Below are 14099 nucleotides of genomic sequence, written 5' to 3'. Positions count from 1 at the left end.
CAATATCCACCCGCCCCATTCGTCTTCAAGCGCATGGACCCTCCATTCACTTTGGACCCGATGAACGAACGAGACCGCGACATGACCGCGACGTTCATGCGCGAGCGCACCAGGCTCGGGAATTTCATCCGGCGCCGTGTGCGTGACCCGAGCGACGCCGAAGACATCCTGCAGGACGTGTTCCACGAATTCGTGCAAGCCTACCGTCTGCCCGCGCCGATCGAGCAGGCAAGCGCGTGGCTCTTTCGCGTCGCCCGCAATCGCATCATCGACCGCTTCCGCAAGAAGAAAGAACAGCCGCTCGTCGAGCTGTTCGAGGGCGACGCCACCTCGGACGAGGACGACTACAGGCTGGATCTGGCGCTGCCTGCTCACGATGCCGGCCCCGAAGCGCTCTACGCACGGAGCGTCTTGCTGGAGGCGCTGCAAGCAGCGCTCGACGAATTGCCCGCAAATCAGCGCGAGGTGTTTATCGCGCATGAACTGGAAGGGCGAAGTTTTAAGGACATGGCGGCGCAAACCGGCGTGGCGATCAACACGCTGCTCGCACGCAAGCGCTACGCGGTGCTGCACCTGCGCGCGCGATTACAGGACACCTATGAGGAACTCGATTTCTAACGGAGCCGATCGATGAATTACCGCAATATCAGATGTGCCGGCAAGGCCGCGCTTGTACTCGTGGCGATCGGCGCGCTTGGATGGGGGGTCACGCTCTTGTGGAACTGGGTTATGCCCGCGCTCTTCGTCGGCGCGCGTACGATCGATTTCGCGCATGCGCTCGGCTTGCTCGTGCTGAGCCGGATCCTCTTCGGCGGGTTTCGCGGCCACGGCGGCGGCTGGCGCCACAAGCACCATTGGCGCAAGTGGGAAGCGATGACGCCCGAGGAGCGCGAGCGTTTCCGCTCGGCATGGCATGCGCGGCGCGAAGCGCCGAAAGGGGAATGACATGAGCGATACGTCGACTACTGCCTGCAAGCAGCCGCCGGGCGTGATCGTGCCGACTGTCGATCTGCGCCGCTGCGAGGGTAAGGGAGATTGCCTCGCAGTCTGCCCCGAGAAAGTATTCGAGATCCGGCGTATCGACGAGGCCGATTACCGCGGCCTCGGCGCGCTGCATCGTTTCAAGCTGCGCGTGCACGGCATGCAGGTCGCCTACACGCCGAACGCCGACGCATGCCGTTCGTGCGGACTGTGCGTGACGGCCTGCCCCGGCCACAACAAACCAGATAAATTGGCGGACCGCGTTAGAAAAACTCTTGCCACGGTCTTGCCAGCGTCATATCGATGAAACGGGTATTGCCTCCGCTCAACGCCTTGCGCGCCTTCGCCGCGGGCCGGCTCGTCGCACCGTTCGACGGCCCTCGGCTCCCGTCGCGCAGCTATTGCACTTATGTCGCCGACGCGAAGGCTGGCGATGAACTGGTCGTGATGTTCCGTTCTTGGCTTGAGCGCGAGGGGATGTGTTCATGAACGCGGTAGAGCCGGCAAGCCGCTATCTCAAACAATGCAAATTCCACCGTTGGCAATTCCTGCTCGAACTCGGCGCGGGCTTCACGTTCGTCGCTCAATGATGGGCTTCCGGGTTTGGCCAGGAACTGCTGTTTAAGCAGCGCCCCGCAATGACATTCTAAGGTCGGCTTCACCCAGACATGGGACGCCCGGTGCACCATTTTATTGGCCCCATCATCTTGATGGATTGTTCCTTTCGGCCGAAGCACTGATCGGACATCAGGTCGCCGCGTAAGGGTTATGTACGAGAGACCGGACAAGCTATGATCAAGTCCGGTAGGCGGTAGCGTCCAGTGTGGAGCAAGCTTCCTGCATTCGCTGGGCCACTATCGATCGGCGATTCGTATGCTAAGATCATATAGGCGGCCGCGTGTCGCCATCCTTGGGGAGGCACATGCCGACGCTCTACTCCTATCCGAACCTGTTCGGCGTGGCCGACAACAATCCGTTTGGTCTGAAGGTGTATGCGTTCATGCGCCTATGCGCGCTGGGGTTCGAGCACGGGCACATTCTCGACCCGAAGCACGCGCCGCGCGGACAACTGCCGTATCTGGCCGACGGCGACAAAGCGATCGGCGACAGCGATACCATCATCGCATACCTGAAGCGCAAGCACGGCCTGCGCATTGATAGCGCGCTTTCCCCAGGTCAAGCAAATCTCGACTTTTTGGTGCGACGCACCCTCGACGACCTCTACTGGCCGATGAGCTTTTCGCGCTGGCGCGACGAGCGCTTCCGTCCAAAGTTTTTTAACGCCTTCATGGCGGCTCACCCCGAAGTCGCCGCGAGCGACCTCGAGGCCGCGAGCGAGTACAACCGGCTGCGGTATTACTATCAGGGCATCGGCCGCTACGAACCGGAACAGGTGTACGAGCGCGGCATCGGCGATCTGCGCGTCGTGGCCGATCTGCTCGGCGACAGCGGGTTCGTGTTTGGGCCTGAGCCAGCCTCGGTCGATGCCGCGATTTATGGCTTTGTCGCCAACATCTACTTCTACGAAATCGATACGCCGCTGAAGCAGTATGTGCTGTCGCGGCGGAACCTCGTTCGCCATTGCGAGGCGATACACGAGAGGATCGACAGCCGCTAACTTGCGCGCCGGCATTGGACAGGGGATCCTGGTGGCATTCATGAGTCTGCGCCGGGGGCGCGTGATGTCGGCATGACCCGGATATTCTCTCGGGTGAGCAGGACAGACGCCAGCGCGCAGCATCCAGGCTGCGGTAATTTTCCAAGGAAGGTGCAATCGTGACTGAATCGTCATCGCAGGCTACCGTCGACAGAGCGCATTTCGTTTTCGCTACTGCAACACTTCTGTTCGCACTCTTAGCCCATGCGGTGGCCTACTTGGTGCACGAATACACGCACAGCCTCATGGCTTGGTCTCTGGGGTGGATGAGCGAGCCCTTCGGTATCAACTACGGCCCCGCAACCTTCTCCAACGTGATCCTGCTCGGGGATGTCGACGACAACGTCAAATACAGCACTATCTTCGCCGGAGGTCACGGGCCCAGCGCGGCCGTCATCGCCCTCGCGGGCCCGTTCGTCGGTAACGGGGCTCTCTACTTCCTTCTCTATGCAATCGCATCGCGATCCGCTCTCATGTCGCGGCGCTACCTTCTGATGTTCATCTATTGGCTGTCACTGATGTGCGCAGCCAACGTGTGGAGCTACGTGCCGATTCGAGCCATCACCACGCATGCGGACATCGCCTTGGGGGCGCGCGGCTTCGGAGTTTCGGTTTGGACATTGTTTCCGTTCGTGATGGCGGTCTCCGGTTTCATCACCTGGCATTTTTTCGCCCGCATGTTCGCCAAAGCCCATGCGCAAATTGCGAAGGGCTCGGTCGTGAACTTGGCCGTCGTCATCGCCTTCACGGCATTCTGGTACTTCTCGTTCTTCGGTGCTGCCGGAATTGACGGTTCATACGGACTCGTTTCTCAGATTTTGTCGATTGCCTCGCGATACGTTCTCTTTCCGCTTTGCGTGGCCTTTCTTTCGGGAACGTACCTAAGATCTTCGATGCGAGAAACTCGCACGTGACCATGCCTGGAAGAAGACACCAACTCGCGCATCGCCATTGCTTCATTGCGAACTCGGTAAGTTTTGAGGTCGCATCGAGCCGACTGTTCGGCGAAAGCCGGCTTAGGCCGCGATAGATTGCTGCGTCCGCGCGTTTCGTTGCAGCACTGGTTCGTGCCGGTCAGTTACGGCTCGGGTCAGGGGTTCGCGAACACCGGCTGATTCCTAACGCTCTCACGCTGCAGCATTCTTCCGTACCAGGCGTGAAGTGCCTCATACTCCTCAGGCACCGGCAGCTCCACCAGCATCGCAAAGATCAAACCACCGATGACAGTGATGTCGGCCATCGAGAAAGTCTCGCCCGCGACATACGGTTGCCCTTGCAGAACAGCATCAAAGTAGCGCATGCCCCTCAGCGCTTTGTCGCGTTGACGGAACCCCCACTCGGGGTTTTGATATGTTTCCACAGTGGGGCCTAACCCCGGCGTGCCGTGATGGAAATAGACGCTGATGGCATCGAGCAGCTCCAACTCGGCGCGCTTGCTCATCATGTGGACGATGCCTTTTTCGCGCGGTGTGCTTCCCGTGAGCGTAGGCACGCCATCGAGCGCGTCGAGGTATTCGGTAATGGCAGTGCACTCGGCAATACAGGTCCCGTCATCGAGTTCAAGGACAGGCAGCGTGCCCGAATAGTTTTTGCCCGCGATGAACTCGGGCCTTTTATGCTCTCCCTTGTAAAGATCAACTATCACGAACTCGACGCGCGATTGCAGCCCTTTTTCGGCCAGGGCGATGCGGACACGTGTTGGATAGGGCCCTGTCGGGAAGTCGTAGACCTTCATCACTGGCAGTGACACTGCATCGAAATTGGCGATATTGGAAGTCATTGCGGGCCGCTCCGTAGTCGGTTGCATCGGATGGGGCAGCGCGAAGACGCGTCGCCCACACATCTACCTAACGTTCGTTAGGTTAACCATATAAGGTACAATACGCGGTGTCAACACCCGTTTCATGTTTGCGGAGGCTGAAGCAGTGAGGAATGACGCGAGCCCGAACTCGAGAGAGAGAATCCTCGTAGCCGCGACGAGGCTCGCGCAGACACACGGCTACGGCGGGTTGAATTATCGTGATCTGGCGGACGAGGTGGGTATCAAGGCCGCGAGCATCTACCACCACTTCGAGAGCAAGGCCGATCTCGGCGCAGCGGTAGCAAGACGTTACTGGGAAGAGTCAGCGGCGGCTCTGGATGACATGCTGACAAAATCGCAGGATCCGCTGCACTGCCTGCGTCACTATCCAGATACATTCCGCAAGGCGCTCGAGACCGGCAATCGCATATGCCTTTGCAGCTTCATGGCCGCCGAAACCGACGACCTCCCGGAAGTGGTGATGAAAGAAGTCCGGACCTTCGCCGACGTCAATGTGGCGTGGCTGAGCAAGGTTCTGTCCGCGGCGGCAGTAGTCGGTTCTCGGGAGAGCAAACACCGGGCTCGAGCGATCTTTGCCGCGATCGCCGGCGCTCAGCTCATCGCAAGGAGCCGTTCCGATCTCTCCCTCTATGACGCACTGATCGACAACTATCGAAAAGCGGGCCTCTTGCCCGCGTAGCAGTGAAGCACCAATTCAGAATGCTGCGCGACCAGCTTCCGCCAGGCGTACGTTCCGGCTTGAAGAGGGAACCTCGTGACGGCCGTTTTTTCTCAAGCAGCCGACTTCGTTGCGGCGTACTCGTCGCCGACCATCATCTTGACCACCGATTCGCCATCGGTTTCGGAAACACGTTTTTCTCCGACCGCCTCACCGCGCCGCAGCACGACGATTCGATCCGACACACTGAAGATATCGTGCAAATTATGTGAAATCAGGATGACGGAGACGCCTTTCTTCTTGAGCCCAAGGATCAGTTCCATCACTTTTCTCTGCTCGGGCACGCCAAGAGCTGCCGTGGGCTCGTCCATGATCAAGACCCGTGCGTTCCAGTAAATCGCGCGTCCGATGGCGATGGCTTGGCGCTGTCCGCCCGAGAGCATCTTGACGGGACCGTAGATCTTCTTTTGCGGTATCACAATGTCGAGCTGGTCCAGCACCTCGCGCGCCACTGCGGCCATGCGCGGCCGATCGATCGTGCTTACGCCAAACCGTCGGTTCAACGGTTCACGCCCCAGGAAGATGTTGCTGCCGACGTCGAGATTGTCGGCAAGCGCAAGATCCTGGTAGATCGTCTCGATGCCCTTGGCACGCGCGTCATGCGGATCGCGCATATCGAGTGGTTCGCCATCAAAATAGACTTGGCCTTCGCTGGGCTGATAAACGCCTGAGATGATCTTGATTAATGTCGACTTGCCCGCACCGTTGTCCCCGCACAGTGCGACGACCTCTCCCGGATAGACCTCCATCGACACCTTCTTGAGCGCCTCGACGCCGCCGAAGCGAATCGACACATTCCGTACTTCAAGTAGCGGTTGGCTCATGATTAAACTCCGAGACGTTCCTTGTACTGGTCGATCAGCACCGAGACAATGATGACGACGCCCACCGCAATGAATTGCCAGAACGCATCGACGTTGATGAATACCAGCCCGAACTCGATCACGGCGATGATGAGCGCGCCGATTAACGTACCGATGAGATTGCCAGTGCCGCCGAACAAGCTTGCGCCCCCGATCACGACAGCGGCGATGGAATTAAGCAACATCGGTTCCCTGGCGGTGGCCGAGCCTGCGGAGAATCTCGCCGTGTAGACGATGCCCCCGACCGCAGCGAAGGCCGCTGAAAGCATGTAAATCACGATCAGATGCCGACGTACATTGATGCCTGCGCGAGCGGCCGACTGTTCGTTGCCGCCGACCGCATACGTGTATTGGCCGAAGCGGGTACGAGACAGAATGAAGTGCATCAAACCCAACAACACGCCTGTGACGATCACCGGGTTCCAGCCCGAGCCAAGCCATTGCAGTCCCGGGTTATCAACCGATACCGTCATACCGCTGCCGGCGGCGAGAAACCCAACGCCGCGGGCGATGCCATACATGCCCAGTGTTCCGATAAACGCGGGTACCCGATAGCGTGCAACAAGAACGCCGTTAATCGCACCGGGAATGACGGACACGGCAATCGTTAGCGGAACCGAAAGGCAAAGCGACCAAGCCGATGCCCCGCCAAGCAGCGTGAACTGTGCCGCGCACACCGCGGCGAGGCCCATCACGAAGCCGACCGACAGATCGATGCCGGCGGTGACGATCACGAACGTCTGCCCAATCGCGAGAAGCATCGGTGCGCTCGCGGCGAGCGCGATCGACTGCAAGTTGTAGGCATTGACGAGAAACGATCTGTGCTGGGTGACTTGTGACCAGACTTCAAAGAAGAGACAGAGCGCCGCGAGAAAGAGCCAAGGCCAGAAGCGCCCGACAAGGTCTGCATAGTCGATCCTCGCCGTCCACGGTAAGCGCGTTACGGATTGCAGGCCCGGAAGTGAAGGGGACTTTTGCATTGCAATGTCTCCGAATGCCTCAGTGCAAACACCGGACAGCGGTTTCGGGCCGCCGCCGGCGAATATCAGTTGGAATAGATGAATTGCTTCACGTTGGGATTGTCGATGTTCGACTTATCCATGACGACGAAGCCCGTGTCTTTTTCCTTCGGGATCGGTTTGCCACGGATCGCGTCAACCGCGTATTTGACGCCGTAGTAACCCATGTCGGCTGGCCGTTGCGCGATGGCATAGTCGACAAGGCCACTCTTCAAGTCTTTGTCGATGCCCGGCACGGCGTCGAACACGATGAGCTTCACCTTGCCGCTTTTTCCCGCCATCTGTAATGCCTGCGAGACGCCCTTGCCTGAGAAGGTATTCGTTCCGAACACGCCGGAAAGTCCAGGCTCCCGTGCCAACACCCCCGACACATCGGAGACCGCCTTGTTCGCGTCGTCTTCGCTGTAGAGCGTCTGCAGAACCTTGATCTTCGGGTACTTTTTCATTTCCTCCTGGAAGCCCCGCACGCGTGCATCGGTACTCGACACGCCCGGCTTCAGGCTTTCGCAGAACACGACGCCTTTCTCGCCGATCGCCTTTGCCAGCGTTCGTGCCGCGATGCGTCCGCCTTCCTCGTTGTCAGACGCTATGAATGAGCGCGGAAAATCCGCGTTTCCGCTACCGGTCTGATACCGGCCGGTACCGATGAAGGTGTCCACGGTGATCACCTTGATTCCCGCATTCTTCGCCTCTGTCAGCGGTTCGATCAGTTGCTGCGCGTCGACAGGCGAAATCAGGATCGCATCGGGGTGCTTGGCGATGAACGCCTTGAGGATGGGCACCTGCTCGGTCGTATTCCAACTTTTCGGCAACTGAAACAGCAGTTGAACACCGTCTTCGGCCGCTGCCTTTTGCGCGCCGTGGTACATCGTGAAGTAGAACGGGTCAACCACGCCCGGCAGCAGAGCGACAACGGGGTGGTCCTTCGTCGCATAAGCGGAAGGAGCGGCGATGACCGAGAGCATGAGGGCGCCGAATAGGGCGCCCAGCGCGCGACGGCGCATGTGCAAAAAACGAACCGGAACCGAAGGCTTTTTGGCCATCACTGTCTCCTGTGAATGCGTTTCCGAAGAGGTGCTGCGTGCTAGGGGTCGCAGCTAAACGTTTAGCGAAACGTTTCGCCCACTGTAGGAAGCGTTGCAGCACATGTCAATCAACCGTCGGGTAAACATGGAGACTGTTGCTCTAATCGACCCCTCGTTATCAGGTGGTTTTTGCGAGTTTTCGGTAAAAACCCGGATGTCTATGGACCCGCTCACTTGCTATAAAAGGCCCATCGAAACGTTTCGCTAAACGTTTCGCCGACAACGCAACGCAACGCCGAATGGAGACGCGACCTCATGTACACAAAACAAGCGATACGGGAGCTCGGAGTCAGCGACGCGCTCACGAGTGACCAGTTGCGAGACCTGGACGAAAAAGGCTACTTCCTCGTCGAGGATCTTCTGAGCCCGGACGAATGTCGCTCGATGGCCAGGGAATTCGAGCGACTCCATCAAATCGAGCGCCTGACAGGGGGGCATGAAGTGCACGTTGAGCCCGGTGCACGTCGCATATCGAATATCTTCAATAAGAGCCCGGCGTTCGATCAATGCCTGGAGCTTCAGCCGGTGTTGGCCGCGGCGCACCGCCTACTCGGCGAGATCAAGGTGCATGGAGCCAACTTGCGGGATCCGATAAAAGGGTTCGGCCATCAACAGCTGCACGTTGACGTGCCCAAGTATTTCGCTGACGACTGGTGGGTGGTCAACGCCATCGTTCTCTTTGACGACATGACGCTGGAAAACGGACCGACCCGAGTCGTGCCGGGTTCCCATAAATGGGCGCCGATCAATGTGCCCGTCGTCAACCAAGGCGACTGGGAGCCGGGGCCCATTTCGGAAGAGGACCGCGAGCGAATTCCCGCGGACCTCGACGCGCCATATCCCGGTGAAGTTCATCTGACTGGTCGCGCAGGCAGCGTGTTCGTCATGAACGCGTCAGGCTGGCACAGCGGCACGCTGAAAAAGAACGATGCGAACCGCCGCGTGCTGCATCTGACGTACACTCGACGGGATCTTCCCCAACAACTCGTCCAGATTGACCACCTGACGTCTCAGCTCTATGAGCGCATGCCGCCGGCGCATCGGTTCCTGCTCGAGATTGAGCCACCCCGTACCCCGGATGGCGTTCTTCGGCAGCCGAAGCGCGAGCACGCCGGATGGTGGAACTAAACGAGCGAGAAGCCCAGCGCACCACTTCGTGGAACAAGAATCATGGCAACAATGAAGGATGTGGCACGCCTCGCGGAAGTCAGCGTGGCGACCGTCTCGGCGGTCTTGTCCGGCTCGACATATGTGAGCCCGGATCTGACGGCGCGTGTTCGCTCCGCAGTCAAGACGTTGGGATATGCCCCGAATACGATCGCGAGCAGCCTGAAGAAAGGCACGACCAAGCTTCTAGGCCTTGTCGTGCCGGATATCACGAACCCGTTCTTCACCGAGTTGGTCCACTGTATCCAGAAACGCGCGCATGCGCTGGGCTACTCAGTCCTCTTGTTCGACAGCGATCGGGATTTCGAACAGGAGCGTGCCTACTTGCGCATGCTGCGCGCGCATCTGGCCGTCGGCACAATCCTCTGTGCTTCGGCACCTGAACGGTCGTATGACGAGCTCCGCTCCGACTCTGGCTTCATGCCGATCGTGGTAGTCGACCATGTGGTGCTCTCCAATGAGTGGGACTCGGTCGCGCTCGACAACATGGGCGCCGCACGCCTTGCTGTCGAACATATTCTGAAATTCGGCCACAAGCGCATTGCCATCATCGCCGGGCCTACTTATCTCGTGCCCGGTCGCGACCGCTTGCGCGGCTTCGAGCATGCGCTGGCAGCCGCAAACGTGCCGGTCGTGCCCGAGTATGTTCGTCAAGGCGCATTCGGCGAGCCGGAAGCCTACCAAGCCGCGCTTGAGCTCATGGATCTGCCGGAGCCGCCGTCCGCTATTTTTGTTGCCAACAACCAGATGTTGATCGGCACAATGCGAGCACTGGCCGAAAAGCGCGTTGCTTGTCCTGAGGACGTATCGGTTACCGCAATTGACGATTTTCCATGGGCAAGCGCATTTTCCCCTGCGCTGACGACCGTACGCCAGCCGGTCGACTCGATGGCCCAAGCCGCTCTCCGGATGCTGATCGAGCGCATCAATGGAGACGACCGCAGCCCCCGACACATGGTCTTTTCGCCAGAGCTCGTCGTCCGTCAGTCATGTAAAAGTCCACCCTCGAGGGGCGATTCGGTGGTTAGTTCCGCAAGCCCGGTGGTCTCTGTAACCGCGGGCCAGTAATCGCGGAAAAAGTCTCGCTCTAAAAATGCCAGCGCCGCCGAGCAGTTGCTCGCGGAAAGGAGTACATAGTGGAAAGCCAAATAGAAGCGGTGCAGCCCACAAGCGGCGTCACGATTCCCGGACCGATCGGGTTTGGGGGTGCGCCTCTGGGCAATTTGTTTTCGCCCGTATCCGAAGAGCTCGCGGCGCAGACGATATCCGCGGCATGGAAAAGCGGCGTCCGGTATTTCGACACCGCGCCGTTTTACGGTACGGGCCTCTCGGAACGACGCCTGGGCCAAATACTCCGCGAATTGCCGAGGCAGGAGTTCGTGCTGTCCACTAAGGTTGGCCGAATCCTCGTTCCGGACGATTCAGTGCCGTCTGCCCAGAATGGCTATGTCTTCGGTCTGCCTTTCCGCGTCGAGTACGACTATTCATCGGACGGCGCATATCGCTCCATCGAGGACAGCCTCGAGCGCCTCGGTATGGATCGGATCGATGTTGTCTATATCCACGATGTCGCGGAAGACACGCATGGCCCCGATTGGAAAACTCAGTATCGCACCGCAATGGACGGCGCGGCGCGAGCGCTGTCCGACCTGCGCGCGCAGGGCGTGATCAGATCATGGGGTTTGGGCGTCAACCGAGTGGAACCCTGCATCAGGGCGCTGATTGATTCGGACCCGGATGTGTTCCTGCTTGCTGGTCGATATACGTTGCTCGATACATCGGCGCTGGACAGCCTGATTCCCGCATGCGAACAGCGCGGAGCAAAACTGGTAGTCGGCGGCCCCTACAACTCGGGACTTCTCGCAGGGGGTACGACGTTCGAATATTCGACGGCGCCCGTTGAAATGGTCGAAAAGGCTGCTCTGATCGGAGCGCGCTGTGCTCAGTTCGGCGTAAGCCTAAAGGCCGCAGCGTTGCAGTTTTGCAGCGCTCCGGAGGCGGTTTGCGCTGTCATCGCCGGCGCACGGAACCCGGACGAGGTTTGCGAAAACGTGAAAGAGATGTCAGCGCAGATTCCAGCCGACCTCTGGCGGATGCTGAAGGCTGACGGACTGATCCCGGCGCACGCGCCGGAGCCCATTCGTTGATAGCGCCTCGGGGCGAGAGCTTAACGGCTACCCCGCAGCGCGCGGACATGTCATTGCACCGGCAAGCGGTAGGACCAGGGGATGATGGGGGCTAGTCCCGGCTTGCCGAGATGGAAATAGACGCTGATGGCGCCACCATTCGAGTGCGCTGCTACGAAAAATAGGCCGGGTGGTCAAAATCGGCGATTAGCCCGGGTTGTTGCGGGTTCCAGCGGAGCAGGGACCGGGTTCGCTCGCTCGACGCCGGCATGTCCATCATTGCGAACCTGAACCAGCCGAAATGCTCCGCCGCCTCTTCAGGCGACTTCGAAACGACGGGGACGTTGAGGCGTCGGCCGATCACTTCGGCGATTGCCTTGAACGGTACGCCCTCTTCGGCGATGGCATGGAAGGGGCCCGCTTGCGCGCCGCGTTCGAGGGACAGCCGGAAGACCCGCGCCGCGTCGAGGCGATGCACCGCGGCCCAGCGATTAGAACCATCGCCGACATAGACAGAGACGCCTTTTTCCCGTGCGAGGTCGATCAGCCTCGGCACGAAGCCGTGATCGCCATGACCATGCACCGACGGGGGAAGGCGCACCGCCGACGCGCGTACCCCGCGCGCCGCCAGTCCGATGGCGGCCTCTTCGGAAGCGCGAGGCCATGCGGGATCCAAAGCCTGCACCATGTCCTCGGTCACGAGACGACCCGGCGCCAGCAGCCCGGTGCCGCTCGTCACGAGCAACGGACGGTCCGAACCTTCGAGCACACCGCCGATCGTCTCGATGGCGAGCTTGTCCACCAGGCAGTTCTCCGCGAACTTCGAGAAATCGTGGTTGAAGCCGGTGTGGATCACGCCGTCCGCAGCCGCGGCGCCGCGACGCAGGATGTCGAGATCTTCCAGCGTGCCGCGCAGGACTTCTGCGCCTGTAGCGGCCAGCGCTGCCGCCTTCTCTTCCGAACGGCAAAGGCCAATCACCTGATGGCCAGCGGCGATGAGATCGTTCACGACGGCCGAGCCAACCCAGCCGGTTGCACCAGTAACAAACACACGCATGATCAAAATCTCCTTCTGGAATTGCGGAAATAAGTTGCCCACGCTGAAAATGGCGATAAACAGCGATGGGAACAGGTTCGAAAGATGGAAAGCAACCGATCGAAACTAGACCGGGGCTAACTCTCGGCTCATAATCGATCCGGGTAAAGAAGTTAACTTATACGGGTGTAGTTCCTAACCGGATGAGCAGACCAGCCACGAACGACAACGCCCTTGGGGCCTATTTGAAGGATCGCCGCACGAGGCTCGATCCTGCTGCCTTCGGGATTGCCGGCGGTCGGCGACGCACGCCCGGTTTGCGTCGTGAGGAAGTGGCCCAGCGGGCCAACATCAGCGTGACCTGGTACACCTGGCTCGAACGCGGGCGCGGCGGACCGCCGTCCGCCGCGGTGCTGGACCGGATCGCGAGCGCGCTGATGCTGACGGATGCCGAGCGCGAGCATCTTTTCCTGCTTGCCTTGGGGCGACCGCCGGAAGTCCGTTATCAGGAAACCGAAAGCATTTCCCCACGCATTCAGCGTGTCCTCGACGCGCTGGTCTATAGCCCGGCCTACGTGAAGACGCTGACGTGGGATCTCGTTGCCTGGAATCACGCCGCAGGGGTTGTTTTCAACTACGACGAGCTGGACCCGTCACAGCGCAATATCCTGCGGCGCATCTTCTGCGATCCGCAGGTCCGAGACTTTCAATCCGACTGGGACAGCGTTGCTCGGCTGCTGGTGTCGGTCTTCCGGGCCGATGCGGCACGCGCGGCAGCGACCGACGCGGCTGCGAGCGTGGCGGCGCTGGTAGAGGAGCTTAGCCGAGCCAGTCCAGAGTTCGCGATGCTGTGGAAGACCCATGACGTTCGCTCTTTCGGTGAAGGCACTAAACAACTGCTGCATCCACAGGGCGGACCGCTCGTGTTCGAGCATTCGTCTTTCGTCATCGATGGCCGTCCCGACCTCAGCATGGTCATCTATTCCCCTGCGACGCCCGCGGACACCGACGTGGTTCGCTCGCTGATCGAAAAGCATCAAAAGGCATCCCGCTGACCGGCCCAGCGCAAAACCTATCGGACGTTGCGTCGCTATCAAAGGATCAGCGCGACTGCAGCTTGAATCCTTCGCCGCCGATACGTGCCCGGTCCACCGCCGAAATGCGATTGCGTCCCTGCTCCTTGGCCTGATAGAGCTGTGCGTCTGTCAGATTGATGAACGAAGTGACGTCAATACCTTCGTTAGGCGCAACGGTGCCCACTCCGAAGCTCGCTGTGACTCGCTGACCGTGTGGCGAGCGCAGATGGGCGATGGCCTCATCCGCGATCAGCTTGCGGCAACGCTCTGCGACGCGCACGGCCTCATCGGCATCGGTTTCCGCGAGCACGAGCACGAATTCCTCGCCGCCATAGCGGCCCAGGAACGCGCTTGGACCGGCAGCTTCGCCAAGCACGCGTGCGATGCGCTTGAGACATTCGTCGCCCTGCACGTGACCGTAATAGTCGTTGTACGACTTGAAGAAATCGATGTCTGTCTGGCGACAATTACTTTTGCCGGTGGCGACAACTAGATTTGCCGGTGTTCGGCGGCTGACCTGCTGAGGTCGCGGCCGTCGCTATCATGCGG

Annotated in this window: 16 protein-coding genes and 2 pseudogenes; 12 read left to right on the top strand and 6 right to left on the bottom strand. The window is 59.9% G+C overall.

Annotated features, from left to right (window positions below):
* Positions 1 to 33: 33 nt before the first annotated feature.
* From B0G57_RS06215 to B0G57_RS06190, 7 genes and pseudogenes are all read left to right on the top strand, one after another.
* Positions 34 to 618, top strand: coding sequence for an RNA polymerase sigma factor (locus B0G57_RS06215; protein WP_189595319.1), 585 nt, complete (start codon positions 34 to 36; stop codon positions 616 to 618).
* Between the two features lie 12 nt (positions 619 to 630).
* Positions 631 to 945 (top strand): hypothetical protein, encoded by a 315-nt coding sequence (locus tag B0G57_RS06210; protein ID WP_102606819.1) that lies wholly within the window; start codon positions 631 to 633, stop codon positions 943 to 945.
* Between the two features lies 1 nt (position 946).
* Positions 947 to 1288 (top strand): 4Fe-4S dicluster domain-containing protein, encoded by a 342-nt coding sequence (locus B0G57_RS06205; RefSeq protein WP_102606818.1) that lies wholly within the window; start codon positions 947 to 949, stop codon positions 1286 to 1288.
* A gap of 38 nt (positions 1289 to 1326) precedes the next feature.
* A pseudogene (locus tag B0G57_RS31585) lies at positions 1327 to 1470 on the top strand (transcriptional regulator); the annotation flags it as partial.
* Positions 1467 to 1571 (top strand): DUF1016 domain-containing protein, encoded by a 105-nt coding sequence (locus tag B0G57_RS31580; RefSeq protein ID WP_146013348.1) that lies wholly within the window; start codon positions 1467 to 1469, stop codon positions 1569 to 1571. The pseudogene B0G57_RS31585 and the gene B0G57_RS31580, both read left to right, overlap by 4 nt.
* Positions 1572 to 1903: 332 nt before the next feature.
* A complete protein-coding gene (locus B0G57_RS06195) occupies positions 1904 to 2599 on the top strand; it encodes a glutathione S-transferase C-terminal domain-containing protein (RefSeq protein ID WP_102606817.1) in 696 nt (231 codons plus the stop codon).
* 158 nt (positions 2600 to 2757) lie between these two features.
* Entirely contained in the window at positions 2758 to 3552 is a 795-nt protein-coding gene (locus B0G57_RS06190; protein WP_146013347.1) for a hypothetical protein, read from the top strand.
* A 176-nt stretch (positions 3553 to 3728) separates the two neighbouring features.
* Here B0G57_RS06190 and B0G57_RS06185 read toward each other — a convergent pair whose 3' ends face one another.
* Positions 3729 to 4418 (bottom strand): glutathione S-transferase, encoded by a 690-nt coding sequence (locus tag B0G57_RS06185; RefSeq protein ID WP_102607077.1) that lies wholly within the window; start codon positions 4416 to 4418, stop codon positions 3729 to 3731.
* A 145-nt stretch (positions 4419 to 4563) separates the two neighbouring features.
* Here B0G57_RS06185 and B0G57_RS06180 point away from each other — a divergent pair, with 145 nt between their 5' ends.
* On the top strand, positions 4564 to 5139 hold the full coding sequence (locus B0G57_RS06180) for a TetR/AcrR family transcriptional regulator (RefSeq protein ID WP_102607076.1): 576 nt from the start codon (positions 4564 to 4566) through the stop codon (positions 5137 to 5139).
* A gap of 92 nt (positions 5140 to 5231) precedes the next feature.
* On the opposite strand, the gene B0G57_RS06175 is transcribed toward B0G57_RS06180, so the two are convergent.
* The 3 genes from B0G57_RS06175 to B0G57_RS06165 all read right to left on the bottom strand — a co-directional run bounded on the left by B0G57_RS06175 (position 5232) and on the right by B0G57_RS06165 (position 8103).
* Positions 5232 to 6002 carry an ATP-binding cassette domain-containing protein gene (locus B0G57_RS06175; protein ID WP_102606815.1) on the bottom strand — a complete coding sequence of 257 codons (771 nt, stop codon included), beginning with the start codon at positions 6000 to 6002 and terminating at the stop codon, positions 5232 to 5234.
* 2 nt (positions 6003 to 6004) lie between these two features.
* The gene (locus B0G57_RS06170; RefSeq protein WP_399276993.1) at positions 6005 to 6958 is read right to left on the bottom strand and encodes an ABC transporter permease subunit; all 954 of its coding nucleotides are present in this window, start codon (positions 6956 to 6958) and stop codon (positions 6005 to 6007) included.
* Positions 6959 to 7086: 128 nt separating this feature from the next.
* On the bottom strand, positions 7087 to 8103 hold the full coding sequence (locus B0G57_RS06165; RefSeq protein WP_199189623.1) for an ABC transporter substrate-binding protein: 1017 nt from the start codon (positions 8101 to 8103) through the stop codon (positions 7087 to 7089).
* Between the two features lie 297 nt (positions 8104 to 8400).
* On the opposite strand from B0G57_RS06165, the gene B0G57_RS06160 reads away from it, so the two are divergent.
* The 3 genes from B0G57_RS06160 to B0G57_RS06150 all read left to right on the top strand — a co-directional run bounded on the left by B0G57_RS06160 (position 8401) and on the right by B0G57_RS06150 (position 11459).
* On the top strand, positions 8401 to 9273 hold the full coding sequence (locus B0G57_RS06160; RefSeq protein ID WP_102606813.1) for a phytanoyl-CoA dioxygenase family protein: 873 nt from the start codon (positions 8401 to 8403) through the stop codon (positions 9271 to 9273).
* 42 nt (positions 9274 to 9315) lie between these two features.
* Positions 9316 to 10380: a LacI family DNA-binding transcriptional regulator gene (locus B0G57_RS06155; protein ID WP_102606812.1), complete on the top strand. Its 1065-nt coding sequence runs from the start codon at positions 9316 to 9318 to the stop codon at positions 10378 to 10380.
* A 68-nt stretch (positions 10381 to 10448) separates the two neighbouring features.
* Positions 10449 to 11459, top strand: a complete 1011-nt coding sequence (locus B0G57_RS06150; protein WP_223258620.1) for an aldo/keto reductase — start codon at positions 10449 to 10451, stop codon at positions 11457 to 11459.
* 151 nt (positions 11460 to 11610) lie between these two features.
* Here B0G57_RS06150 and B0G57_RS06145 read toward each other — a convergent pair whose 3' ends face one another.
* Positions 11611 to 12495: an SDR family oxidoreductase gene (locus B0G57_RS06145; RefSeq protein WP_102607073.1), complete on the bottom strand. Its 885-nt coding sequence runs from the start codon at positions 12493 to 12495 to the stop codon at positions 11611 to 11613.
* A 182-nt stretch (positions 12496 to 12677) separates the two neighbouring features.
* On the opposite strand from B0G57_RS06145, the gene B0G57_RS06140 reads away from it, so the two are divergent.
* Positions 12678 to 13529, top strand: a complete 852-nt coding sequence (locus tag B0G57_RS06140; protein ID WP_102606811.1) for a helix-turn-helix transcriptional regulator — start codon at positions 12678 to 12680, stop codon at positions 13527 to 13529.
* Positions 13530 to 13575: 46 nt separating this feature from the next.
* Here the strand turns inward: B0G57_RS06140 and B0G57_RS06135 are convergent.
* A pseudogene (locus B0G57_RS06135) lies at positions 13576 to 14004 on the bottom strand (diguanylate cyclase); the annotation flags it as partial.
* Positions 14005 to 14099 lie beyond the last annotated feature (95 nt).

The sequence above is a fragment of the Trinickia symbiotica genome, assembly GCF_002934455.1.
Lineage (GTDB): Bacteria > Pseudomonadota > Gammaproteobacteria > Burkholderiales > Burkholderiaceae > Trinickia > Trinickia symbiotica.
The sequence above is the reverse complement of the archived record's forward strand: the minus strand, read 5'-3'. Positions and strand labels throughout refer to the sequence as shown.